The sequence below is a fragment of the Confluentibacter citreus genome (assembly GCF_002807055.1).
In the GTDB taxonomy this organism is placed as follows: domain Bacteria; phylum Bacteroidota; class Bacteroidia; order Flavobacteriales; family Flavobacteriaceae; genus Confluentibacter; species Confluentibacter citreus.
This window is the reverse complement of sequence record NZ_NIXN01000005.1, coordinates 178,684-203,210: the sequence shown is the minus strand read 5'-3', so window position 1 is coordinate 203,210 and position 24,527 is coordinate 178,684. Positions and strand designations below refer to the sequence as shown.

Annotated in this window: 20 protein-coding genes; 12 read left to right on the top strand and 8 right to left on the bottom strand. The window is 34.4% G+C overall.

The genetic code is table 11. The features are described from left to right. Positions 1–220: 220 nt before the first annotated feature. Positions 221–2,833: a glycoside hydrolase family 31 protein gene (locus CDH49_RS11265; RefSeq protein WP_100615625.1), complete on the bottom strand. Its 2,613-nt coding sequence runs from the start codon at positions 2,831–2,833 to the stop codon at positions 221–223. A gap of 189 nt (positions 2,834–3,022) precedes the next feature. Beyond that, positions 3,023–3,376, bottom strand: a complete 354-nt coding sequence (locus CDH49_RS11260) for a 4Fe-4S dicluster domain-containing protein (RefSeq protein ID WP_100615623.1) — start codon at positions 3,374–3,376, stop codon at positions 3,023–3,025. Between the two features lie 128 nt (positions 3,377–3,504). Here CDH49_RS11260 and CDH49_RS11255 point away from each other — a divergent pair, with 128 nt between their 5' ends. From CDH49_RS11255 to CDH49_RS11215, 8 genes are all read left to right on the top strand, one after another. Beyond that, a complete protein-coding gene (locus CDH49_RS11255) occupies positions 3,505–4,563 on the top strand; it encodes an acyl-CoA reductase (protein WP_100615699.1) in 1,059 nt (352 codons plus the stop codon). A 78-nt stretch (positions 4,564–4,641) separates the two neighbouring features. Further along, complete coding sequence (gene serC / locus CDH49_RS11250; RefSeq protein WP_100615622.1) at positions 4,642–5,706, top strand: 3-phosphoserine/phosphohydroxythreonine transaminase; 1,065 nt, start codon at positions 4,642–4,644, stop codon at positions 5,704–5,706. Between the two features lie 122 nt (positions 5,707–5,828). Next, on the top strand, positions 5,829–6,779 hold the full coding sequence (locus CDH49_RS11245; protein ID WP_100615621.1) for a D-2-hydroxyacid dehydrogenase: 951 nt from the start codon (positions 5,829–5,831) through the stop codon (positions 6,777–6,779). A gap of 93 nt (positions 6,780–6,872) precedes the next feature. Next, entirely contained in the window at positions 6,873–7,514 is a 642-nt protein-coding gene (locus CDH49_RS11240; RefSeq protein ID WP_100615620.1) for a DUF937 domain-containing protein, read from the top strand. Between the two features lie 221 nt (positions 7,515–7,735). After that, positions 7,736–8,173, top strand: coding sequence for a DUF6146 family protein (locus CDH49_RS11235; RefSeq protein WP_100615618.1), 438 nt, complete (start codon positions 7,736–7,738; stop codon positions 8,171–8,173). A gap of 34 nt (positions 8,174–8,207) precedes the next feature. Further along, the gene (locus CDH49_RS11230) at positions 8,208–8,510 is read left to right on the top strand and encodes a DUF6787 family protein (RefSeq protein ID WP_100615616.1); all 303 of its coding nucleotides are present in this window, start codon (positions 8,208–8,210) and stop codon (positions 8,508–8,510) included. Between the two features lie 450 nt (positions 8,511–8,960). Further along, complete coding sequence (locus CDH49_RS11220) at positions 8,961–11,360, top strand: TonB-dependent receptor (protein WP_100615613.1); 2,400 nt, start codon at positions 8,961–8,963, stop codon at positions 11,358–11,360. Between the two features lie 17 nt (positions 11,361–11,377). Continuing rightward, positions 11,378–11,941, top strand: a complete 564-nt coding sequence (locus tag CDH49_RS11215; protein WP_100615611.1) for a type 1 periplasmic binding fold superfamily protein — start codon at positions 11,378–11,380, stop codon at positions 11,939–11,941. 53 nt (positions 11,942–11,994) lie between these two features. Here the strand turns inward: CDH49_RS11215 and CDH49_RS11210 are convergent, their stop codons facing one another. From CDH49_RS11210 to msrA, 3 genes are all read right to left on the bottom strand, one after another. Beyond that, positions 11,995–12,276 carry a hypothetical protein gene (locus CDH49_RS11210; protein WP_100615609.1) on the bottom strand — a complete coding sequence of 94 codons (282 nt, stop codon included), beginning with the start codon at positions 12,274–12,276 and terminating at the stop codon, positions 11,995–11,997. A gap of 73 nt (positions 12,277–12,349) precedes the next feature. Then, on the bottom strand, positions 12,350–12,937 hold the full coding sequence (gene folE, locus CDH49_RS11205) for a GTP cyclohydrolase I FolE (RefSeq protein ID WP_100615607.1): 588 nt from the start codon (positions 12,935–12,937) through the stop codon (positions 12,350–12,352). 3 nt (positions 12,938–12,940) lie between these two features. Further along, positions 12,941–13,486 carry a peptide-methionine (S)-S-oxide reductase MsrA gene (gene msrA / locus CDH49_RS11200; protein ID WP_100615605.1) on the bottom strand — a complete coding sequence of 182 codons (546 nt, stop codon included), beginning with the start codon at positions 13,484–13,486 and terminating at the stop codon, positions 12,941–12,943. A gap of 180 nt (positions 13,487–13,666) precedes the next feature. On the opposite strand from msrA, the gene CDH49_RS11195 reads away from it, so the two are divergent. Together CDH49_RS11195 and CDH49_RS11190 are read left to right on the top strand one after the other, a co-directional pair. Further along, positions 13,667–16,108, top strand: a complete 2,442-nt coding sequence (locus tag CDH49_RS11195; protein WP_100615604.1) for a DUF5916 domain-containing protein — start codon at positions 13,667–13,669, stop codon at positions 16,106–16,108. A 38-nt stretch (positions 16,109–16,146) separates the two neighbouring features. Further along, the gene (locus tag CDH49_RS11190) at positions 16,147–16,809 is read left to right on the top strand and encodes an ABC transporter ATP-binding protein (protein ID WP_100615602.1); all 663 of its coding nucleotides are present in this window, start codon (positions 16,147–16,149) and stop codon (positions 16,807–16,809) included. On the opposite strand, the gene CDH49_RS11185 is transcribed toward CDH49_RS11190, so the two are convergent. Continuing rightward, a complete protein-coding gene (locus tag CDH49_RS11185; RefSeq protein ID WP_100615601.1) occupies positions 16,801–17,955 on the bottom strand; it encodes a PepSY-associated TM helix domain-containing protein in 1,155 nt (384 codons plus the stop codon). The two genes, CDH49_RS11190 and CDH49_RS11185, sit on opposite strands and share 9 nt — an antisense overlap. A gap of 54 nt (positions 17,956–18,009) precedes the next feature. Next, positions 18,010–20,400, bottom strand: a complete 2,391-nt coding sequence (locus tag CDH49_RS11180) for a TonB-dependent receptor (RefSeq protein ID WP_100615599.1) — start codon at positions 20,398–20,400, stop codon at positions 18,010–18,012. A 195-nt stretch (positions 20,401–20,595) separates the two neighbouring features. On the opposite strand from CDH49_RS11180, the gene CDH49_RS11175 reads away from it, so the two are divergent. Next, positions 20,596–21,360, top strand: coding sequence for a TIGR02757 family protein (locus tag CDH49_RS11175; protein WP_100615597.1), 765 nt, complete (start codon positions 20,596–20,598; stop codon positions 21,358–21,360). Positions 21,361–21,445: 85 nt separating this feature from the next. Here the strand turns inward: CDH49_RS11175 and CDH49_RS11170 are convergent, their stop codons facing one another. Continuing rightward, positions 21,446–23,341, bottom strand: coding sequence for a M61 family metallopeptidase (locus tag CDH49_RS11170; RefSeq protein WP_100615596.1), 1,896 nt, complete (start codon positions 23,339–23,341; stop codon positions 21,446–21,448). Positions 23,342–23,426: 85 nt separating this feature from the next. On the opposite strand from CDH49_RS11170, the gene CDH49_RS11165 reads away from it, so the two are divergent. After that, positions 23,427–24,434, top strand: a complete 1,008-nt coding sequence (locus CDH49_RS11165; RefSeq protein WP_100615594.1) for a glycosyltransferase family 2 protein — start codon at positions 23,427–23,429, stop codon at positions 24,432–24,434. Positions 24,435–24,527 lie beyond the last annotated feature (93 nt).

Here is a 24,527-nt window from a genome sequence, read left to right as displayed (position 1 = left end):
CTCAAACATATTTTTCCATCTTACCAAAATAGTGTTTTTTTCACACTTATTAATTAATAGTTATTTTTTTAGAAATTTTTTAACAAATTGATTTTTTGAACCTAATAAAAATTTCAATATCAATTGTTTAATATCTCTTACAAACAGAAAATCCCAAGCACACACTTGGGATTTTTATCATCTATTAATTATTATGTATTAAAGTGCAATTTAAAAGTTTTTACTTTTTAACGACGACCTTATTTCCTTTATATGATATGGACTTAACATTAGCTGACTTGTCAATCCCGGTCCCAGTGTTTTCTTTTACAAAAACAATATTAAAGGTTCTATTTTTAAGCATGCCTTCAAACACTCCTTCGGTTTTACCAATAGTTAGTGTTTGTTTTTTATCATTCCAGTTAAATGAAATATTAGAAAAAGCACCGGTTTCGTAATTATAATTAGTGCCTTCATCTTCGTATAACATAAACGAGCCATCTGCCCCTTCATAAACTCTTATTTCAGTGACACCAGATGGTTTATCTTCGGTACTTTGCATAAAGTCGCCCATTGGAACTATAGAACCCGCTTTTACAAAAAGTGGTATTTTAGAAATAGCATCTGCCTTCATGGTTTGTCCGCCATCAAACTGTTTACCAGTCCAAAAATCAATCCACTTAGTATCTTTAGGCAAATACACCTCTAACTCGGTAACGCCTTCATCAGTCACGGGAGCGACTAAAAATGAGGGTCCGAACATATATTCGTAATTCTGTTTTAGAGCCATCTCATCATTGGCAAAATCCATGACCAACGGGCGCATGATGGTGCCGTTATTAAAGGTGATATCTGCTGCTTGCGAATATATATAGGGCATTAAACGGTAACGTAAGTTTAGGTAATTTAAGGCCTCTTTTTCCATTTTCTCTCCATAACGCCAAAACTCTGTGTTGGTTTGATAGCCATGAACCCTTTGTAAAGGAGCGAATGTTGCTAATTGAAACCATCTTAAAAAACGCTCTTGATATTCGGCACTTTCATATTGACCGCCTCCTGGACGAAAAAAACCACCAGCATCAAAGGTCCACCAAGGCATACCTGTTATGGACATGTTCAATCCGCCTGTAATTTGTCGTTTTAAAGTTTCCCAATCATGACCAACATCACCACTCCAAACCGCTGTGGAATAACGCTGTTGACCCGAGAATCCACTTCTGGTAAGGATAAAAACGCGTTCATCAGGGGCATCTTTACGCACCCCATCATAAATGGTTTTTGTTACATACATGGGGTACACATTGCGCACCAATTCACCTGGCATGGTACCATTATTAACCATTCTACCTTGCAGGTCATCATTTTCTGGTTCTGTAGCGTCTTGCCACCAACCATCAATGCCGAGTTTTAAAAGTTTATTACTGAAATTTTGCCAATAAAAATCGGCTGCCTTTTGATCGAAAAAATCAACCCATTGTGTTTCTGGAATATAAAACCCTTTTTCTGTAAACTCTTTTCCAAGCTCTGAAACTGGATCTATTTTAGACCATACAGATACCATTAATCGCATATCCATTTCGTGCAATTCTTGCACCATTTTAGCGGGATCGGGATAATTGCTTTCATCAAATTTCATAGCATTCCAACCATATTTGCCCCAATATTGCCAATCTTGAACAATCATATCGAGGGGCAGTTTACGTGCTCTAAACTCACGTGCGTTTTCCAATAACTCATTTTGGGTATTAAAACGCTCACGGCAATGGATATAGCCCAAAGACCAAATGGGCATTAATGGTGCTTGCCCCGTTAAATTACGGTAACTGGAAATCACGGCATCGGCATTGCCAGCAAACACCACATAATCTAACACGTTGGCAACTGGCGAACGAAACACCGTTTCATCCTCCACTTTTCTGTAGTAAATAACAGGTTTGTCATTACGCTCTCCCGTTACAAGAATTTTATGCTCTCCAGCCTCGAGTTCAATAAACTCACTGGTGGTAGGTGGCAACCAGGGATTTCTAAAATCCATGATACTTTTTCCATCAATCGCCACTTGCCATCTTCTAGCCATTTTTTGACCAACATCCAATAAAAGGGCATATTTACCTGCTTCTTTAACTGAGAATGTTCCTGTAAAAAGGCCGTCCTGTCGTCTTTCGCGTCTGGTACCTTCTGTGGTTGTTACATCTACCGAAATGGCTTCACCGTCCGTGCCTGCTGGCTTTAATTCAACAACATTATCTGCGGGATTAAAATCGGTCAATCCGTAGTTATGCCAAAGCAGACCATAACCTTTGCTGGACATAATAAACGGAATGGAGATTTGTGTATTAACTTGAGTTAAGCGTCTTGGTAAGGCACGGATATTTAAATACCCATCTTGAAATTGGCCTGTTCCGTATAGATATTCATCTTTTGGAGATTCAAAAGCTTGCTCGACGATATGGGTTGGTTGTCCTTGTACCATACTCGGAGTAAATACTCGGCTACCTGGTTTTTCAGTTAAAAACACCTTACCAGAAGCATCTTTATAAGTTAGTGCCCCCGTTTGTTTGTTTAAAGCCACTTTTATTTTAGAAGTACTAACTTCTAACTCCGAATCTGTTTCAGATACGTTGAATTTTGGCGCTTCTACCAAAGAAGTAAAAACCAGTTCTTCATGGTTTATATTACTGAAATCTTTTGCAAATTGAATTCTAACAGCGCCATCGGATAATGGACTGATGTGCATATCTCCACCATCTAGTGAAACAATCACTTTATTAGGTTGCTTGGTGTAGTTTTTTACAGATTGCCCTAAGCAAAATAGAGGCAATAGTAAAAAAATAAGGGTTCTCTTTAGTGTCATTTTTAAGTTTAGTTTAATTATTTCAAATATAATTATATAAACTTTACGAAGGATGTTTTCAAACTCCGTAAAAAGATAATCAACAATAAATTGCTTTTTTAAATTAAAACATAAATCCTTACTAGAATACCATAAACAAAAAATCCCAAGCTTTCACTTAGGATTCAATTATCAATTGTACATCGTAACTTATTCTTCAGGGTGCATAAAGCGTTGTTTAGCTAACAATTCTTCCTCAGTTTCTACATGGTTATCATCTGGTACGCAACAATCTACAGGGCATACCGCTGCACATTGAGGCTCATCATGAAAACCTTTACACTCCGTACATTTATCTGGTACAATATAGTAAATCTCATCACTTATAGGTTCTTGGGCATCTTCGGCATCCACTTCTTTCCCGTTGGTCAATACCACTTTACCTTTTAAACTCGTACCGTCTTTGTAGCGCCAATCGTCGGCTCCTTCATAAATGGCCGTATTCGGGCATTCAGGTTCGCAAGCACCACAGTTAATACATTCGTCTGTTATAATAATTGCCATAGCTTTTCTTTTTTAATTATTCCTTGTAAACTTATCATAAAAGTAAGTTTAAAAAAAGGTCGTTCGTTACATTTTTCTAACTTTGCATGGCAAAAATAACGCCAAAACCATTCATAACCAAACTTAGAATGAATTTACAGCAAAGAATTAACGCTTTTGTAAAATTAGGAGATTTTTTAAGTCAATTTTCTAACGAATCTATTCATATAAAAAATAATGTTGAACACAACAGTTTATTTTTTGATGGCTTTAAGCACCAAATAAAATTAGCTGAAGAACACAATGGCTGGTTTACAAAAGAGAACATTCTATTTGCTTTTGAAGGTTGGAGCAATTTACTAACCGAAAACAACTTAAATATTTGGTTACAACCATACCATATTGAAAGCATTCAACAAAAAAAGGTAGCCATTATTATGGCGGGAAACATTCCGCTGGTTGGATTCCATGATTTTTTATCCGTGTTGGTTACGGGACATCAAGTGGTTGTAAAACAATCATCCAATGACAAATACCTACTACCCTTTTTAGCTAAATATTTGGAATATGTTGAACCCAATTTTAAAGGATTGATAACCTTTACTGAAGAGAAACTGGAACATTTTGATGCCGTTATTGCAACAGGAAGCAACAATACCGCCCGATATTTTGAATATTATTTTAAGGGTAAACCATCCATCATAAGAAATAACCGTAACTCAGTGGCTGTGTTGTTTGGAACGGAAACGCCTGAAGATCTAAAAAAACTATCGGACGATATTTTTAGATATTATGGTCTTGGTTGCCGAAATGTCTCCAAATTATTTGTTCCGAGGGGCTATAATTTTAATACTTTTTTTGAATCGGTTTACCATTGGCACCCCATTATTGACAAGGCAAAATACGCCAATAATTACGATTACAACAAAGCAGTCTATTTAATGAGTGAGTTCGATATGCTTGAAAATGGCTTCTTGATGATTAAGGAAGATGAAAGCTTTTCCTCTCCCATTGCTACTGTTTTTTACGAATTTTATGATTCTTTGGGTGTATTAAAAGGCATCTTGGATTCTAAAAAAGACCAAATACAATGTATTGTCTCAAACGGATTTATGGAAAACGAAATTCCTTTTGGGAAGACTCAGAAACCCGAACTTTGGGATTATGCCGATAACGTAAATTCCATTGAATTTTTATTATCGATTTAACAAAAAAATTATTGATTTTATACCACAAAATATACAATTAATTAGCAACTTTGCATCTTTAAAAATTTACACATACTAATGAAAAAACATAACTTTAGTGCAGGTCCAAGTATTTTACCACAAGAAGTAATCATCAAGTCTTCAGAGGCTGTTCTTGATTTTAACAACGAAGGTTTATCTATATTAGAAATATCACATAGAAGCAAAGCTTTTATTGATGTTATGGAAAAAGCGAGGTCCTTGGCATTGGAATTAATGGGTCTTGAGGGCAAAGGTTATAAAGCATTATTTTTACAAGGTGGCGCAAGCACCCAATTTTTAATGGTAGCCATGAATCTTTTGGAAAAAAGAGCTGGTTATTTAAACACAGGTACCTGGAGTTCAAAGGCCATTAAAGAAGCTAAAAAGTTAGATGATATTTATGAAGTTGCCTCTTCTAAAGAAGCAAACTTTAATTATATACCTAAGGGATATGACATTCCTTCAGATTACGATTATTTCCATTGCACTTCAAATAATACCATTTTTGGAACCCAGTTAAAATCGTTCCCAAAATGCGATATTCCAATGGTTTGTGATATGAGTAGCGATATTTTTTCACGTCAGTTGGATTATTCACAATTTGATTTAATCTATGCTGGCGCGCAAAAAAATATGGGTCCTGCTGGTGCTACATTGGTTGTTATAAAAGAAGACATTCTTGGTAAAGTATCTCGCAACATTCCTTCTATTATGGATTATAAAATCCATATTGAGAATGGCAGTATGTACAATACACCTCCCGTTTTTGCGGTTTACACATGCATGCTGACATTAGAATGGTTAAAAGGTATAGGTGGCTTAAAAGCTATTGAAGATTTGAACGAGAAAAAAGCAAGACTCATGTATTCTGAAATTGATTTGAATCCATTATTCAAAGGATTTGCTGCAAAAGAAGATCGCTCATTCATGAATGCTACATTCACTTTAGAAAACGAAAACTTAAAAGAGACCTTTGAAACCATGCTTAAAGAAGCTGGTATTAGTGGACTTAATGGACACAGAAGTGTTGGTGGTTATAGAGCATCTATGTACAACGCCTTACCAATAGATAGCATCAAAGCACTTGTGGAAGTGATGAGTGAATTGGAAAGTAAAGCTTAGAATGAGTTTTCAGTGGCAGTTTTCAGTGCGACACTAACTTAATAAATAAAATTAATCAGAAGTAAAAAGTATAATCGTTCTTGAACTTTTAACTTTTTACTTTTAACTTTTAACTTAGATAAATGAAAGTATTAGCAAACGACGGTATTTCACAAAGCGGTAAAGATGCTTTAGAAAAAGGTGGTTATGAAGTAATTACCACTACTGTAGCACAAGAACAATTAGCAAATTACATTAACGAAAAAAGCATTGATGTACTATTGGTACGCAGTGCAACTACGGTTAGAAAAGATTTAATAGACACCTGCCCTGGCATCAAAATAATTGGACGAGGCGGTGTAGGTATGGATAATATTGATGTTGACTATGCAAAATCAAAAGGCATTCATGTTATTAATACACCTGCATCATCATCGCATTCTGTTGCGGAATTGGTATTTGGGCATTTCTATGGTTTAGCACGTTTTTTACACCAATCCAACAGAGATATGCCTTTAGAGGGTGATGTTAGCTTTGGTAAATTGAAAAAAGCATATGCTAAAGGTGTTGAATTAAAGGGAAAAACCTTAGGCGTTATAGGTTTCGGACGTATTGGTCAAGCGACAGCTAAGGTAGGTTTAGGTGTTGGTATGAAAGTGGTTGCTTTTGATCCTTATTTGGAAAAAGCAAATTTGGAATTGGATTTTTTCGATGGACAAAAAGTAAATTTTGATATTACAACAATTTCTAAAGAAGACGTTTTAAAACAAGCAGACTTCATTACGTTACACGTGCCAGCTCAAGACGGTTATGTTATTAGCAAAAATGAATTCGATATGATGAAAGACGGTGTGTATATTGCTAATGCAGCTCGCGGCGGTGTTATTGATGAAGTTGCTCTTGTTGAAGCTATTTTAAGCGGAAAAGTTGCCGGTGCTGCTTTAGATGTTTTTGAAAAAGAACCGAAACCAGAAATTACATTATTGATGAACTCTTGTTTATCATTGACACCTCATATTGGTGCAGCTACTGAAGAAGCACAAGATAGAATTGGAACTGAGCTTGCTGCTCAAATTATTGGTATATTAGGTTAATAATCAAATTAATATAATTTTTAATTAAAACTTCTAACATGGCTGTTAGAAGTTTTTTTTGTATATTCCTGTCTGTATTTAAAAAATAAAATTATGTCTGGAATATTAGATTTACTAAACAGCGATTTAGGAAAAACAATCATTAGTGGTGTTTCCAACGAAACCAATCAGCCACAAAGCAAAACACAAGATGTTTTAACTATGGCTTTGCCAGTTTTAATGGCCGCCATGAAGCGTAATGCCGCGACACCTCAAGGTGCAGAAGGACTTATGAGTGCATTAAATAGTAAACATGATGGCAGTATTTTAGACAACTTAGGTGGTTTATTCAGTGGTGGCGTTGGCAACGATGTTATGGAAGACGGCAATAAAATACTAGGTCATGTTTTGGGTGGTAAACAACAAAACGTACAAATGGCAATAAGCCAAAAATCTGGTATTGATGCTAATTCCGTTGCTCAAATTTTAAAAGTAGCGGCTCCCATTTTATTGGGTGTCTTAGGTAATCAAGCTAAAAAGCAACATGTAAATAGCCCTAGTGGCCTAGAAGGTTTACTTGGCGGTATGCTTGGTGGTAATTCCAATAAAAATGAACAAAGCTTTTTAGAGTCCATTCTAGATGCAGATGGAGATGGCAGCGTGATTGATGATGTTGCAGGCATGGTTTTAGGTAGCGGTAATCAGAAGAAAGGTGGACTCGGTGGCCTTTTAGGAGGTCTTTTCGGAAGAAAATAAATAACACTTTAAACATATATTCAAAACATCAAACACCTACATGTTTGGTGTTTTTTATTAAAAACCATTCATAAACAAGTATTTAAGGAATGATTTTTGTAATTTTAAGTATTTGGTCTTAGAGCATCACTCAATGAAAACCAGTGTTAACTCATTATGATTTTCACAACAATATATAAGATGATAATTTTGGGTTATTAATCATTTAAAAAAATCTACGGATGAAAACAATAGTATACATATTACTGGTTTGTGGCTTTATAATTGGTTGCAACACAACGAAACCCATTGCTTCAAAAACCAATGAAAAATTGGCGAATGCTAAATTAAGTGACACCGTTAAAATCGAGAACGATTCCTTAGAATATCAAATTATTATTATAGAACCTGGTTTTAATGCTTGGTTGTTAGGTAATGCAAGGCCAGAAGGGTTTTATTCTCAAACATTATTGGAAAACAGGAATATTATTTATGTGAATGAATGGAATAGAAGAGCTGCAAATCCTATTCAGTTCAACGGTAACCTCTACCAAATGCAAATTGATTATCATTACGGCATAGATTATGGCTATGAAGTTAATTATAAGCTCTACAATTATTTTATTTATTTTCAATTGACGTATAACCAAAGATTAGGCCCGTTTACACCTAGAATTTAATTACTTTCCTTATTTTTGCAATTAAATTGCAACTGTGAATAAGTTAAAAGAACGTTGGGGCATAGAATCTAATTTTCAAATAGCCATCATTTTTATTGTGTTTGCTATTACTGGCTCTACAGCATCTTATATAGGGAAGCCTATTTTAGGTTTTTTAAATATCACTCCAGAGACATTCAATGTTGTATTGTATTGGACCATAAGAATATTGATACTTTTCATTATGTATCAATTTCTATTGGTTTTTTTCGGTTGGCTTTTTGGTCAACATTCATTTTTTTGGAATTTTGAAAAAAAAATGCTCAGTAGATTGGGATTTAAACGCTTTTTTAATTGATGCCATTAAAAAAACTACATATTACATTTAAAATTTCTGCTTTTACATTAGCAGTGCTTTTACTTGTTCCTACGTTTGTTAAATTCAATCACATGTTTGCTCACCACAAACATGATATATGCTTAGGTGAAAAATCCACGCATTTGCACGAAATAAATACCGATTGTGATTTCTACAAATTTAACCTAAATACGCCTTATTGTTTTTTTTCCAATGATATTGAATTATTTGTTGAAATATATATTCATAAAACAAGTAGTTCTCTATATACCTTCTTACATAATCATCGGCAATTATCTTTTTCCCTTCGAGGCCCTCCTGCTTTAGTTTAAAGTAAGTCATTATTTAAACTAAGATTCATTACAATGAAAAACCCCTAAAAATAGCTTCTTAAAAACAAGCTGTTTAAAGGTGTCGCATCATACCGGTGAAAACAATAAATAGAAACAGATGAAATACTATGTATTGATTGTGGCTTGTTGTTTTATAAACATAACCCATAGTCAAAATTGCAATTCCAAGTTTTTTGGAGAAGTTCATGACTTTCATGATGGTACGCCAATAATTGACGCAAACATTTATATTGAAACTCTTGACAAGTACACAACCTCTGATATCAATGGGAAATTTTCTGTTGAAAACCTTTGTGATGGCAAAATAACCATTACTGTCTCGCATTTGGCATGTGAAACCAAACGCTTGGATATTCAAATCAGCGGTGATACGTTTTCTGTCATTAATTTAGAGCATCATATTGAAGAGCTTAATGAAGTTCAAGTTGATGGAACGACAACTAGTAAATTAACCAAAACATCACAGGAAACACTTTTAAAAACCGATGCTATTGAGCGCTTCAGTGCTTTGAGCCTTGGTGATGCTTTGAAACAAATTAGCGGTGTCTCTTCAATAAATACTGGAAATTCCATTGTAAAACCTGTGATTAATGGTTTGCATAGTAGCAGAATTATAGTCATGACCAACGGTGTGCGTTTACAAGATCAAGAATGGGGTATTGAACACGCTCCTAATATTGATTTGAATACTGCTGGAAGCATCAATGTGATAAAAGGTGCCAACGCCTTGGCCTATGGTGGCGATGCCATTGGCGGGGTTATCGTGTTAAAACCTTCGAATATTAGTTTAAAAGATTCGCTTTACGGAAAGACTATTATTAGTGGTCAAACCAACGGTAGAGGCTATAGTTTAAATTCATCTTTAACCAAAACCTATCAGCAAGGTTGGTATGTAGGTGCACAAGCATCCCTAAAACGCTTTGGTGATTTTGAAGCGCCAGATTATAGCTTGACTAACACTGGTTTGAACTCAAAAGGATTCTCCATTAACGGTGGTTTTAAAACGTTTGAAAAAGGCTTCAATGTGTATTATAGCTATTTAAATAATGACATAGCCATTTTGAGGTCGTCCCATATTGGTAATATTGAAGATTTAGTCAATGCCATTAACAGCCAACAGCCTTTGGTGGTTGAAGATTTTAGTTATGATATCAATGCCCCTCGCCAAGATGTGACACACCAAATCATTAAAGCTGATTTTTACAAACGCTTTAAAAATTTCGGACGTTTAGAAGTGCAGTATGATTTTCAAAACAATCACCGTTTTGAATATGATATTCGTGTTGGAGCAGACAGGGATAAACCAGCCATCGATTTGACTTTAAAAACACATACCATACGAACGAATTTAAAAGTGGATTCTAAAAGCAATGCCACGTATGAATTTGGAATGAATGTTGGTTATCAAAACAATTTTGCCAATCCTGATACGGGCGTGAGACGTTTGATTCCTGATTATGACAAGTATGATTTTGGGGTTTTTGCTGTTTCTGGTTTCAGATTAAATGATAATACCCATTTGGATTTTGGACTTCGTTATGATTTCAATCGGATTGATGCCAAAAAATTCTATATCACTAGTCGTTGGATAGAACGTGGTTATGATGTCGATTTTGGAGATATTGTGATTGATGATTTAGGAACACAATTACTAACAAACCCTGTGTTTGACTATCACAATGTGTCTGCTTCTACTGGAATTGCTTTTAAATTGAATGAACGTAACTCTATAATTTTTAATTATGGATTGTCTAACAGAGCACCAAATCCGTCAGAATTGTTTAGTGATGGTTTACACCATTCCGCAGCAAGAATTGAGCTGGGCGATTTACGCATCAAGCAAGAAACATCCAATAGGATTTCTGGAACGTATCTATATGAACAGGAGTCTTTTTCACTAAATCTTGAAGCGTTTTATAATCATATTAGCGATTATATTTTTATAGAACCCACAGGTACTGAGCAAACCATTCGTGGTGCATTTCCTGTTTGGGGTTATAATCAAACAAATGCGGCGTTATTTGGAATGGATATGATGGCAAATTATAAGTTCAATGAGCAATGGTCATTTAACCATAAATCATCTTTAATTAAAGGAAGGGATTTAAGCCTAGAGCAAGCACTGATTGATATGCCATCATTCAAAACAGTCAATATTTTAGGCTATTCGAATGAAAAATGGTTGCGTTTTAATTCTGAATTGCAGAGCGAATTGGTATTGAGACAAAACGATTTTCCGAACAATAACTTTGAAGTGTTTATACCAAGAACCGAAGAAATGGTGTTGGTAGATGTGAGTTCACCGCCACCGGCCTATCATTTGTTGCACTTTCAAAGTGATATTACCCTTAATTTATCAGCCAAAACAAACCTAAACATTGGTTTGAACATTACAAACATCTTGAACACTTCTTACAGAGAATATCTTAACAGATTAAGATATTTTGCCGATGATTTAGGAAGAAATTTCATGATACAATTAAAATTAAATTATTAACCCATAAAAAAAACACAATGAAAATATTCAAAAAAGTATCCATATTATTTTTAGCAACCCTAGTATTTACTGCATGTTCGAATGATGATGACCCGTTGCCTGTAAATGAGGAAGAGGTTATCACCACATTAACAGCTACTTTAGTACCTGTTGGGGGTGGAACTGCTGTAACTTTGCAAACTCGGGATTTGGATGGAGATGGTCCAAACCCACCGGTTATCACAGTTTCAGGACCATTAGCTGCTGGCACCACTTATAATGGAAGTTTAGCACTTTTGAATGAAACTGTAACGCCGGCAGAATCTATTAATGAAGAAATAGCTGAAGAAGATGAAGAACACCAATTTTTCTTTCAAGCTACAAATAACATAGCCACATTTGATTATGTTGATTTTGATGGCAATGACAATCCTGTAGGATTGGAATTTACGTTAACGACCACAACTACTGGTGCTGGAAGTATTACCATAATATTGCGTCATGAACCAAACAAAACTGCTACAGGCGTAAGTGATGGTGATATTACAAATGCTGGTGGTGAGACCGATATTACAGCGACCTTTCAAGTTACAGTACAATAACCATCATTTTTTTAATTTTAAAAATCCCTTTCATTGGTTTGAAAGGGATTTTTTTATTGCTTTATTTCTATAACTTTCTTTTTGGTTTCTGTTTTGCCAAACACGTATGTGTAAATCCACATCAGTGTAAATGATGGAATGAAATCTACTATAGGCAATGCTTCTTCTATAAAAGAAATAACAGCCGCCACTTTACCCGATCTACCTTTATAAAGTCTCGTCATCAAATAGGCTGATAAAGGTGCCCAAACAAAATCAAACGGTGGGAATATATACGATATGTAACCACAACCATCAAATAAAAGCCCCAACAAGAGCTTTTTGTTTTTACTCATAGAGTCATTCATAATGTTGTAATGTAATAAATGATGTTATTAGCAATGATTAACTCAATAAATATACCAAAATCTATTTACCAATCAATTTCAAAAATTCATTTCTGGTTTCAATTTTTTCAAACTGGCCTCTAAAACCTGATGTTGTTGTTATGGAATTTTGTTTTTGTACCCCGCGCATCATCATACACATGTGGGAGGCTTCAATAACTACGGCGACACCTTGTGGTTTTAAGGTATCATTGATGCAATCTAAAATCTGCTCTGTTAACCGTTCTTGTACCTGTAATCGTCTTGAAAAGATATCAACAATTCTTGGTAATTTACTAAGTCCGACGATATGCCCATTAGGAATGTAGGCTATATGAGCTTTGCCAAAAAACGGTAATAAATGATGCTCACAAAGTGAATATAACTCAATGTCCTTTACAATGACCATTTCATTGTAAGACTCTTTAAACATAGCACTTTTAAGTACCTTTATAGGGTCTTGATGATAGCCTTGGGTTAAAAATTGCATGGCTTTGGCAGCACGTTCGGGGGTTTTTAACAAACCGTCCCTTTCTGTATCCTCGCCTAAATCCTTAATAATATTTTTATAACGTTCCCTAACATCGTCCGTTATCTGGATGTTGTACTCTTCAACTTTTCTATATGGCATGATTTAAATAGTCTTTAATTTATTTGAATAGGATGCTTTTAGCTTTTTCAATTTGGGATTTATAACAAACTGACAATAGGCCTGCTCGCTATTTTGGTTGTAATAATTTTGATGGTAGTCTTCTGCATTATAAAACACTTCTGAAGGTACAACTTCTGTGACAATAGCATTATCAAAAACATGTTCTTTTTCAAGATAGTCTATGAAGCTTTCAGCTGCTTCCCTTTGCATGTCATTATTATAAAATATGGATGATCGGTATTGTGTACCAACATCATTTCCTTGCCTATTCAATGTGGTGGGGTCGTGTGTAGCAAAGAAAATCTCTAAAAGTTCTTGGTAAGTGATTTTATGTTCATCATAAAAAATTTGAATGGCCTCTGCATGCCCTGTACGTCCTGTACAAATTTCCCGATATGCCGGATTTTTTATTTGGCCACCAGTATAACCCGAAATAACCCTTTCAACACCTTGTAATCGTAAAAAAACGGCTTCGGTACACCAAAAGCATCCACCCGCAAAAGTGGCAACCTGTAAATTATTATTCATAGCACTTAAAGTTAATCAAATTTTAGTTGCTTAGAGTATTAAAAACTTACAAGCCCATTATAATTTAACTTTTACTTAAGAATAACTATTTAACACTCGCTTAATTTTGTAAGATTCCCTGTAACAAACTATTTAATTTATTGTCTTATTTTAGATATATAAATCATCAATCAAAAACCAATGAAACTAACCACTTCCCTGTTTCTTCTTGCCTTTTTCAGTATCTCATCAATATTGTCACAAGAAAACGAAAAAAAATCATTAAACATTTCAAAAACTAACAATCCGCCCGTAATTGATGGCATTCTAAATGATACTATTTGGCAACATTTAGAAGAAGCAAAAGACTTCACTCAGTTTAGACCAGAAATGGGTATTCAGGACACTGTTGGAATCAAAACCATCGTCAAAGTCACTTATGATGACAATGCCATTTATTTTGGAGCTTATTTGCACGACGACCCCACCAAAATAATGAGTCAGCTTACCACTAGAGACAATTTTGGACAAACTGATTTTTTTGGTATTATCATCAATCCAAATAATGATGCCCAAAATGACACCGAGTTTTTTATTTTCCCTTCTGGCACTCAAGCCGATGCCATTGCGAACCCCAGTATAGGCGAAGATTTTGGATGGAATGCTGTTTGGGAAAGCAAAGTAACTTTAGTATCCGATGGCTGGATTATAGAAGTAAAAATACCTTATGATGCACTTAGATTTTCAAATAAAAATGTTCAAACATGGGGACTTCAATTTCATAGACATTTTAGAAGAGCTAGTACACAGTATTCGTGGAATCCAATAGATAGAACCAAAGGAAATTTCGGCTTATATCATGGGGAACTTAGGGGTATTGAAAATATTGAATCCCCTATCCGACTTAGCTTTTATCCATTTACTTCTGGGTTAGTTAATTCTTTTGACGGTGCTACCGACACAGATTTAAAGTTTGGTTTGGATGTAAAATATGGCATTACGGAAAACTTTACGCTCGATGCCACCTTAGTCCCAGATTTCAGTCAAGCTGGTTTCGATAATTTAGAATTAAATTTAGGTCCCTTTGAACAAACATTTTCTGAACAACGTCAATTCTTTACAGAAGGCGTGGATTTATTTAGTAAGGGTAATTTATTCTTTTCAAGACGTGTGGGCAATAGTCCGACTGGCAGTGTTGAATTAAATGAAAATGAGACTATTGAAAAGTATCCAAATACAGTGAATGTTTTAAATGCCGTAAAAGTGTCGGGCAGGACAAAAAATGGTCTTGGCATTGGTGTTTTTAACGCCATTACCGAAAAAACATATGCTTCCATTAAAAATACTGAAACCAATAACATACGTGAAGAACTTGTTGAGCCCATTTCAAATTATAATATTTTGGTTTTAGATCAACAATTCAATAAAAACTCATCAGTTAGCCTTATAAATACCAATGTAACGCGAGATGGTAAATTTAGAGATGCCAACGTTACAGGGCTTATTTTTGATATTAACAATAAGAGAAACACCTATAAATTGCAAGGTGAAACAAAAATGAGCAACATTAATTTAATTGACGGCGCTAAAACAGGTTACAGTACCTATTTTGCTGCTAGAAAAACACACGGTAACTTGAGATATGGTTTCAATCATAGCTTTGCCGATACAAAATATGACATCAATGATTTGGGTCTGATTTACAGAAATAACTATAACAATATGGGTATGGATCTTTCTTATAGAATTTTTGAACCCACTAAAAAGCTAAATAATTATTATGTTGGTGGTTATTATAATTATAGTCGATTGGTAGACCCGGGCGTTTACACAGGAACTAGTTTTGGGTTTAATTATAATGCACAAACAAAAACTCTCCATGATTTCGGTATCAATATTAATATGCAACCAGGCAAACAATTTGATTATTTTGAACCAAGAACGACAGGACGTTATTTTATTTATGAAAATAGAGTGAACTCCGGCATTTGGTTTTCATCTAACTATAACAAGATATTTGCTTATGATGTTGATTTTGGAGGACTTACATATTTTGAAGATGCTAGAGACAGTAATGAATATTGGTTTGGCATTCAACCCAGAATCAGATTTAATGACAAACTTTTGGTTAGATATTCATTTAATTATAATAAAGAATTTAACGACAGAGGTTATGCAACAAAAGTAGGTGACGATATTATTTTTGGTGAGCGTGATAGAAAGACCGTAGTAAATTCACTTTCTGGAAGTTATACATTCAATTCATTCAATAGTTTATCTCTAACTTTTAGGAATTATTGGTCAACGGTAGATTATAAGGATGATTTTTTTACACTTGAAGAGAATGGAAGCCTAAACGCTAATTCCGGTTATGAATTAAGTGATTTAGAAACCAATCCCAATGCCAATTTCAATACTTGGAATTTAGATTTTAGTTACTCTTGGCAATTTGCTCCGGGAAGTTTCTTAACAGCATTATATAGAAATCAGTTGTTTAACTACGATAATAATGCTAATGATACTTATAGTAAAAGCTTAGATACACTTTTTAATCAACCCATACAACATACCTTTTCTTTAAGATTGCAGTATTTTATTAATTATTCCAGTGTAAAAAACATTTTTAATAAGAAACATACGTGAGTATTGCCAATAACCACTTAAAGTGCTAAATTGTGTGCATGATTCAAGCAAACAATATTCATAAATACTACAATGATTTACACGTTTTAAAAGGCGTTGATATTCACGTAAAAAGAGGCGAAATCGTTTCTATTGTTGGTGCATCGGGAGCTGGAAAAACAACGCTGCTACAAATACTAGGCACATTAGACAGAGCATCCAATAAGGAAGATTTTAATCTTACAATAAACGACACAAATATCAATTCATTGAATGATAAAGCCTTGGCTAAATTCAGAAATGAGCACATTGGTTTTATTTTTCAATTCCATCAACTTTTACCCGAATTTACCGCTTTAGAAAACGTATGCTTACCTGCTTTTATAAAAGGTACCAAGAAATCGGATGCCGAAAATAAAGCCAAAGAACTTTTGGATTTCCTGGGTTTATCACACAGATACAATCACAAACCAAACGAACTTTCTGGTGGCGAACAGCAACGTGTTGCTGTTGCAAGAGCTTTAGTAAATAGTCCTGGACTTATTTTTGCGGATGAACCATCTGGAAATTTAGATAGCGAATCGGCCGAAAATTTACATAACCTATTTTTTAAACTGCGGGACGAATTTGGTCAAACCTTTGTCATTGTTACCCACAATGAGGAGCTTGCCAATTTAGCTGATAGAAAATTAACCATGGTTGATGGGAAGATTTTAATATGATGCTTCTATCGCATTTACTTTAGTTTCCTTTTCCTTTTTATATTTTCTGCCATACCATAAAAGTATGCCCGTTACCGGTAATGTTGCAGTAAGCAAACTTACCAAAAACGCAATTATTTTACCTGCTAAACCACCAATGGCACCAATATGGATATCGTAGTTCATTCGTAATATTTTTTCACCTACTTCGGCATTACTGTACTTGCCATAAATCCCTGGCGTTTCAATTTCTTCTAAGGTATTTTGATCAAAGAATCGGAAATCAGAATCATAATACACCCCTTCACTATTTGAAATCTCAACATAAATACTAGAAGCCTCCGATTCCGGATAATGTAGCTCAATACTTTCCGCATTGGGCAATTCCTTTTGAAGTTTTGCAATTAAATAGTCCATCGGTATAGTGTTCTCAACTTGCTTAAATTCGCCACTAATATTTTCTGGAATGATAAACTCTGCAACTTTATCACCTCCAGTAGATTTATAAACCACGTATTTAAGCCAATTATATGACATGATTGACCCTGTAAACGCTAGTACCAACGCCAATGAACAAATATAGAACCCAACAATAGTATGTAAATCAAAATTTTTGCGTTTCCAACGTGTGGTGGGCTTCCACATGAATTGTAACCGTTGTTTTAAATTTTTACGTTTTTTAGGAATCCATAAAATAAATCCGGAAACGATGATGAAAATAAACAGCAAAATAGAGGCACCAACCACTTGTTCACCAATGGCTTTTGGCAACCATAATCGCATATGACCTTTTAATATAAATGCAAAAAAACCAGACAAGTGATCTTCTACATGAATGATTTGCCCTGAATACGGATTTACAAAAACACTTTGGTAAAATTCTGGTTCTGCATCATAGAAAATAACTTCAATCGCTTCATTATTATTACTGAAAAGGCTTCCATGTATGGTATTATTTGGAAATACGGAGGCACCAATATTTTTAACCTCAGTTGGTGTTAATATGGGTTTATCTTGTTTTTCAACAATTTTATAATCGGTATATAAACTTTCGATTTCGTCTTTAAATGCCCAACAACAACCCGTTATGGCCACTATAAAAACAACAATACCTGTTAGTAATCCTAAAATTTTATGAAGCGAAAGAATGCTTTTTCTGTAACCCATTTTTATGTGTAAAAGGGTCATAAAAAAATGACCCTTTATTTTAATTCAATATTATTAAAACTTATAAGTAAAATTTGCCAATAAAGCCCTTGGTGCTTGCGGATTTATGGTAGTCCATCCTTTGTAATATTCTTTATTAAACGCATTGTTCAATTTCAAACCAACACTATACTTGTCAGCCGCATAAAAAATAGTGGCATTGGCAATGGTGTAAGCTGGCAAAATAAATTCTCCAGTAGATGCATAATTAATAGCAAAACGTTCACTACCACCATTAAACCCAAAACCAAGTCCGAAACCATCAAGTTCACCTTCTTGAAACTCATAAGTCGTCCAAAAGTTATATATCGTTTTTGGACCCGCATCCAGTGGTCTTCTGTTTAAAATCTCGGTATTATCGGATTTTGTGGTTTCACTGTCATTATTACTAAAACCAGCTCTAATATTCAATCCCTTTATCGGGTTGGCATTTACTTCAATCTCAAAGCCTTTGCTTTCAACCTCTCCCCCTTGAATTTTATTAAACGGTGACGCAGGATCTGTAATCACTCTATCTTTTACTTTAATATCGTAATAACTTGCAGTAATATTTAACTTATTTTTGAACAAGTTTGTTTTCACACCAAACTCAAACTGATTGGCTTGTTCTGGGTCGAATGTTTTTAATGTTTGAAGCCCAGCATTTGGATCTCCGACCATTTCTGGTGCTACATTGGTAAACCCATTTTGATAATTTGCAAAAAGCGATAATTCATTTAAAAGGGGCTGAAACATCAGTCCGACTTTTGGAGACAATGTGGTTTGGTCGTAATCATCGGCTGTATTGGTTATATCTCCTTTATTATCAAATCGGTCTAAACGAAGTCCAACCATAGCAGATAAATTTTGAGTAATATTCAATACATCCGAAACATACAAGCTATAAATATCATATTGGGATTTTGCATTATTCACTCCAACCGATTGAAGTGCTGCATCAACGCCTGCAGTTGACAATGGATACCCTGCTTCTTGAGTTCCATCTGGGGTTACACTTCCATAATAGGCATAGCCAGTACCATTGTCGGTAGATGTTACACTTAAATAATCCAATCCGATAACCACTCTGTTTCTTAAAGAAGCAATTTTAAAATCACCAATGAAATTTTGCTGAATATCAGTGGTTTGTGTATTGGCATTTTGCTTGTTTAAATATCTCGAAAAAGTAATATCTGGGTTACCTCCAAAATCGTATAAATAGGTATAATAGCCTTTTGTTGATGTGGTACTTTTAGAAAGCAACGTTTGCGATTGCCATGTATCGGACAAGTTGTAATCCATTTGAATTCTGTAATTCTGGGTAGGATTTTCTAAGGATAAATCGTTACTAGTAAAGGACAATTTATTATTATAGCCCAACTCATCCAAATTTGTTGCTACTGAAGGTGCCGCTCTGTTTAAGAATAAAAAAGTAGGATTTGTTTGTTCTGCTTGTGTGATTTCCCCATAAAATGAAAATGATAATCTGTTGTTTACTTTATATGATAATGAAGGCGCTATAAAAAACGACTTTCTGAACCCAGCATCCTGGAAACTTTGTTCTGTTGAATATGATGTATTTAATCGAAAATAAATATTGTTTTCTTTATCCAATGCCGTATTAAAATCACCTGTTATTTGATTAAGTCCGTAAGACCCAGAGGTAAAAGACACTTCACCACCTTGACCAACATACGGTTTTTTAGTCACCACATTGATTAATCCACCATACGATGTTACGGCATTACCAAATAATGTTGCAGAAGGTCCTTTTACAACTTCTATACGTTCTATGTTTGCTGGATTAATGGTGCCGTTCGTTAAACCAGGTAAACCATTTACTAATTGTGGCTGCACTGAAAACCCACGTAAAGAATAATAGCCAGCACCATCACCGCCACGTCCCGTAGATGCCCATAAACTTTCCACGCCAACAGCGTTTTTAAGCGCATCATCAAAATTGGTAACCAATTGAGATTGTAATAATTCCGTGGTTATGGTACTATAAACTTGGGTATTCTCAATATCTTTTAAAGCAAGTTTAGAAACATAGGCTGTTTCCTTTCTTGAAAACTTATTCGTTCTTTCACCATTGACAACCACTTCATCTAAAATTTCATTACCTTCATATAAAGTGATTATGCCCAAATCGATGGTTTCATTATTACTGATCTTAAAAGGAATTTCTTTTGATTTAAATCCTATATAAGAAACACTAAGCATATAATCCCCGCTAGTGATGTTTGAGATTTCAAAAAAACCATTTTCGTTAGTTTGAGATCCTTTATTGGTACTTTTTATACTAACATTTACACTTAAAAGGTTAGAATTGTTATAATCTTGAATGGTTCCTTTAACCGTTCCGCTTTGCGAAAAACCTACGGCATTCATAACCAAAATAAAAAGGATGGCTAGTTGTTTTTTCATTTGTAATTTTATTTAGACTTAATATAAATAATGATTTTGATGCAAAAATATATTCCTAAATTGGTTTATGCAAATTATTTAGAATAAATCTAAATAAAAATATACAAGTGATTGAATAACTTTATTTTACAAGGTAAATTGGGAGAATGACAAATAATAAATACCTTATTTTTGCATTTTAAAAAACAAAAAAAATTGAATAAAACAGAGTTAAAAGATTTTCTTGATACTAAAGTCAAACAATACAATCATCCACATTTTATTGAAAGCGACCCCATTCAAATACCACATCAATACAGCAACAAAGAAGATATTGAAATAGCTGGTTTTTTAACGGCTTCCATCGCTTGGGGAAACCGGAAAAGCATTATCAATAATGCCAAACGTTTGATGGATTTATTAGATAATTCACCGTATGATTTTGTAATAAACCATTCTGAAAATGATTTAGAAAAACTACAATCTTTTGTCCATAGAACCTTTAATGCAGATGATTGTACCCAGTTTATAAAATCGTTAAAACACATTTATTTAACTCACAATGGATTGGAATCCATTTTCGCTAAACATGCCGAAAAAGATTCCATGCAAATAGCCATTTCAAAATTTAAAACCACTTTTTTTGAAATAGAGCATTTACCAAGAACCCAAAAACATATTAGTGATCCTTTAAAAAATTCGGCAGCAAAACGTATTAATATGTTCTTACGATGGATGGTGAGGGACGATAAAACGGGTGTGGATTTTGGTATATGGAAAACGCTTTCTTCCAGCCAGCTATCCTGTCCATTAGATGTTCATTCGGGCAATGTGGCACGTAAATTAGGATTGTTAAACAGAAAACAAAACGATGCCAAAGCCTTATTTGAATTGGATACCACATTAAGGAAATTGGATCCAAACGACCCAGTGAAATACGATTTTGCCTTATTTGGACTAGGCGTTTTTGAAAAGTTCTGAACCAAAAAAAAAAAAAAAAAAAACGATTGACAGGAAACCCCATCAATCGTTAATCTATAATCTTAATTCGTAACTCGTAAATTACCTAGCCTTTTAACCACGCTTCACGTAAATCTACTTGTTGCTTTGTAGCATCTGCTTTTGCTTTTAGGACTTCTCCCTTGGTGTAAGATTGAACCGTTGTTGTTTTTATTTCGATGTCTTCTCCTCCTCTATTCAATTTAACATTAACGTCTTGCCCAACAGTCCACATAAACACTTGCTGTAAAACGTTATTTGCATTTTGCATTGTTAAGTCGGTTCCATCAATGGTTTTAATAATATCGCCAGCTTTTACTCCTAAATCATTCCAAAAGCTGTTTTCTTGCACAGCATCCGTAAAGAAAATAGTACCATATTGTGGATTTCCTGAAATGATTAATGTACTACCGTTTAAAATAAAATTGGTTTCCACCTTATCATCTTCTACTATTTCCAATCCAACCTTATCAAAAAATTCGGTATAATTAATAGGTGTTGTACCCACCACATGCGTGTTTAAAAACGTCCCTATTGAAGGATAAGTCATGGCAGTAATTTCTTCAATAAGCTTATCATCTTCAAATGGTTTGTTTACGCCGTACTTATTTGACAATTCTTTCATTAAAGACAAAATACCTCGTTGCCCATTACTTTCCTCTCTCATTAAAATATCTATACACATACCAATCAACGCACCTTTTTGGTAAACATTTAAATATTGATCTGAATATGGTTTATCAATAACATTTTCACTCATTACCGTAAAACTCATGGTATCATCCAAATCTAATGAACGTTGAATTTTATCATAAATGTTAGCATAAAATTTGTCTTCGGTCACTAATCCTTGATCTACTTGGAACAAGGTTGCGAAATATTCCGTAACACCTTCATACATCCACAAATGTTTTGAGAATGTTGGATTGTTATAATCAAAGTAATGAACGTCTTCTGAATGAACACTTAAAGGTGTAACTATATGAAAAAATTCGTGGGATACTACATCAATCATACCTTCGTCTAAATTTTCGGCAGGATAATCTTCGGGCATCACAACCACCGTCGATTTATGGTGTTCTAAAGCTCCAAAGCCTTTAGGTGATCCTTCGCTTCCATCAGATAAATAAAGAAAAATATCGTATCGTGGTGTGCTATCAATATCTCCCAAAAATGTTTTTTGAGCTTCCATCATTTTAAGCATGGCAGGTTTTAACGATGTTGCTGAATGTACTTTATTCGGTGAATACACACTCAACACAATTTTAATATTACCCACTTTAAATTCTTCAACGCTTAGGTTTCCATACATCATGGGGTTATCAGTAACATCAAAATACCTAGACGCGATATAGTTTGTTGTAATAGCTTTGCCATCTGCGCTTGTGGAACTTCCTATTTCTTGCAATGCAGAAGAGCGTACAAAATCTGCTGGCGCGGTAACATCCACTTTATACTGATTATTTTTTAATGAATCAAAATAGCCTATAAAACCATGTAAATTCAATACATAATTATCAGGTTCTATGTTGGTCCCCGATGGTGAAAAAGGTTGCTCTTTGCCAATACCTCCTTCGGTTTCCATATCAAACGTATCGTTAACCCAATAGGTGATTTTATCTAATTGTTTAGCGTTGGCAATCGTCCAAGTATTGTCATCTGTTTTTACAACAGATAATTCATTGCCTTTATAATCGTAGGCTTTAAAATCGTCTATATACTTACCAAAATTGCTTATCGAGTACGTTCCTTGAACAACTTTAGGCAATCTGTACGTAACATTATCAATATTGAATCTTCCAGGATTGATGGTTACTGGTACTTTATCATTTTCAACTTTTGTTAAATCTATTGAAGTTTCTATAGGCAGAGCAATTGCCAAATCGTTACCAATTGTTTGAGTCGAAGTACAACCAACAAATAGCATTCCCGCAAACAAGGCGGATAAAATTCTTGTTTTCATGTAATTTTTTTTATTTCTTTAAATGGACGCCAAATTTAAGGTTATGTTACACCTTCCTTTCACAAGGTTGTGTTAAATTAGCACCATGCAACAGCCACTTATAAGCGTTCTTATTCCGTTCAAAAATACTGAAAATTACCTTACAGACTGCTTAGAGTCTATAATTATTCAGACCTATAAAAATTGGGAAGTTATTATTATTGATGATGGCTCAACCGACTCTAGTTACAATTTAGTTGAATTATATGCTTTAAAGGACCACCGAATAAAACTTCTTAAAAACTCCGGAGATGGTATTATTGATGCCTTACAATTAGCTTTTAAGCACAGCCAAGGCGATTTTATCACCCGGATGGATAGTGATGACATCATGCATCCTAACAAACTGAGCGTATTAGCAACCAACTTAATGACTTACGGAAGGCATCATGTGGCGGTTGGTTTGGTAAAGTATTTTTCGGATGAAGGAATAAAAGAAGGCTATGGAAATTATGAAACGTGGCTTAATAGTTTAACCAAAACAGGAACCAATTATTCTGAAATTTATAAAGAATGTGTCATTCCATCACCGTGTTGGATGATACATCGGGATGATTTGGTGATTTGCGATGCTTTTAATCCGAACACATATCCAGAGGATTACGATTTAGCCTTCAGGTTTTACAAACATGGTTTTAAATGCATTCCTTGTAATCACGTTTTACATTATTGGCGCGATTATAGCACGCGGACTTCCAGAACGCACATCCATTATGCCCAAAATCATTTTACATCTTTAAAAATTCATCATTTTTTAGATATTGATTACAATAAAAATAAAACCTTGACTATTTGGGGTGCTGGCACGAAAGGAAAAATAATAGCACAAACGCTACTGGAAAAGAAGATTCCTTTTGAATGGATTTGCGATAATCCAAAGAAAATCGGACGCGATATTTACGGCAAAAAACTAAAAGCTTTTAATGCATTGAAAACCATTGAAAATCCACAAAGTATCGTTACCGTTGCTAATAAAAAAGCCCAAATAGAGATTCAGACTTATTTAGACAACTTAAATATGAAAGCAATAGAGGACTATGTTTTCTTTTGTTAATTATAGGTTCAAGTTATTTATTTTTAAATTGAAATTGTTTTCATTATATTCAATAATTAAAAAAAATATGTAGTTTTGACAAATCTAAAAAGA

Bases quoted from the DNA above. Each gene is read 5' to 3' on its own strand.
- CDH49_RS11220 (WP_100615613.1), top strand. From the start codon at position 8,961: ATGAAATACTATGTATTGATTGTGGCTTGTTGTTTTATAAACATAACC.
- CDH49_RS11215 (WP_100615611.1), top strand. From the start codon at position 11,378: ATGAAAATATTCAAAAAAGTATCCATATTATTTTTAGCAACCCTAGTA.
- CDH49_RS11180 (WP_100615599.1), bottom strand. From the start codon at position 20,400: ATGAAAAAACAACTAGCCATCCTTTTTATTTTGGTTATGAATGCCGTA.
- folE (WP_100615607.1), bottom strand. From the start codon at position 12,937: ATGCCATATAGAAAAGTTGAAGAGTACAACATCCAGATAACGGACGAT.
- CDH49_RS11255 (WP_100615699.1), top strand. From the start codon at position 3,505: ATGAATTTACAGCAAAGAATTAACGCTTTTGTAAAATTAGGAGATTTT.
- CDH49_RS11190 (WP_100615602.1), top strand. From the start codon at position 16,147: ATGATTCAAGCAAACAATATTCATAAATACTACAATGATTTACACGTT.
- CDH49_RS11265 (WP_100615625.1), bottom strand. From the start codon at position 2,833: ATGACACTAAAGAGAACCCTTATTTTTTTACTATTGCCTCTATTTTGC.
- CDH49_RS11235 (WP_100615618.1), top strand. From the start codon at position 7,736: ATGAAAACAATAGTATACATATTACTGGTTTGTGGCTTTATAATTGGT.
- CDH49_RS11210 (WP_100615609.1), bottom strand. From the start codon at position 12,276: ATGAGTAAAAACAAAAAGCTCTTGTTGGGGCTTTTATTTGATGGTTGT.
- serC (WP_100615622.1), top strand. From the start codon at position 4,642: ATGAAAAAACATAACTTTAGTGCAGGTCCAAGTATTTTACCACAAGAA.
- msrA (WP_100615605.1), bottom strand. From the start codon at position 13,486: ATGAATAATAATTTACAGGTTGCCACTTTTGCGGGTGGATGCTTTTGG.
- CDH49_RS11240 (WP_100615620.1), top strand. From the start codon at position 6,873: ATGTCTGGAATATTAGATTTACTAAACAGCGATTTAGGAAAAACAATC.
- CDH49_RS11245 (WP_100615621.1), top strand. From the start codon at position 5,829: ATGAAAGTATTAGCAAACGACGGTATTTCACAAAGCGGTAAAGATGCT.
- CDH49_RS11165 (WP_100615594.1), top strand. From the start codon at position 23,427: ATGCAACAGCCACTTATAAGCGTTCTTATTCCGTTCAAAAATACTGAA.
- CDH49_RS11170 (WP_100615596.1), bottom strand. From the start codon at position 23,341: ATGAAAACAAGAATTTTATCCGCCTTGTTTGCGGGAATGCTATTTGTT.
- CDH49_RS11185 (WP_100615601.1), bottom strand. From the start codon at position 17,955: ATGGGTTACAGAAAAAGCATTCTTTCGCTTCATAAAATTTTAGGATTA.
- CDH49_RS11260 (WP_100615623.1), bottom strand. From the start codon at position 3,376: ATGGCAATTATTATAACAGACGAATGTATTAACTGTGGTGCTTGCGAA.
- CDH49_RS11195 (WP_100615604.1), top strand. From the start codon at position 13,667: ATGAAACTAACCACTTCCCTGTTTCTTCTTGCCTTTTTCAGTATCTCA.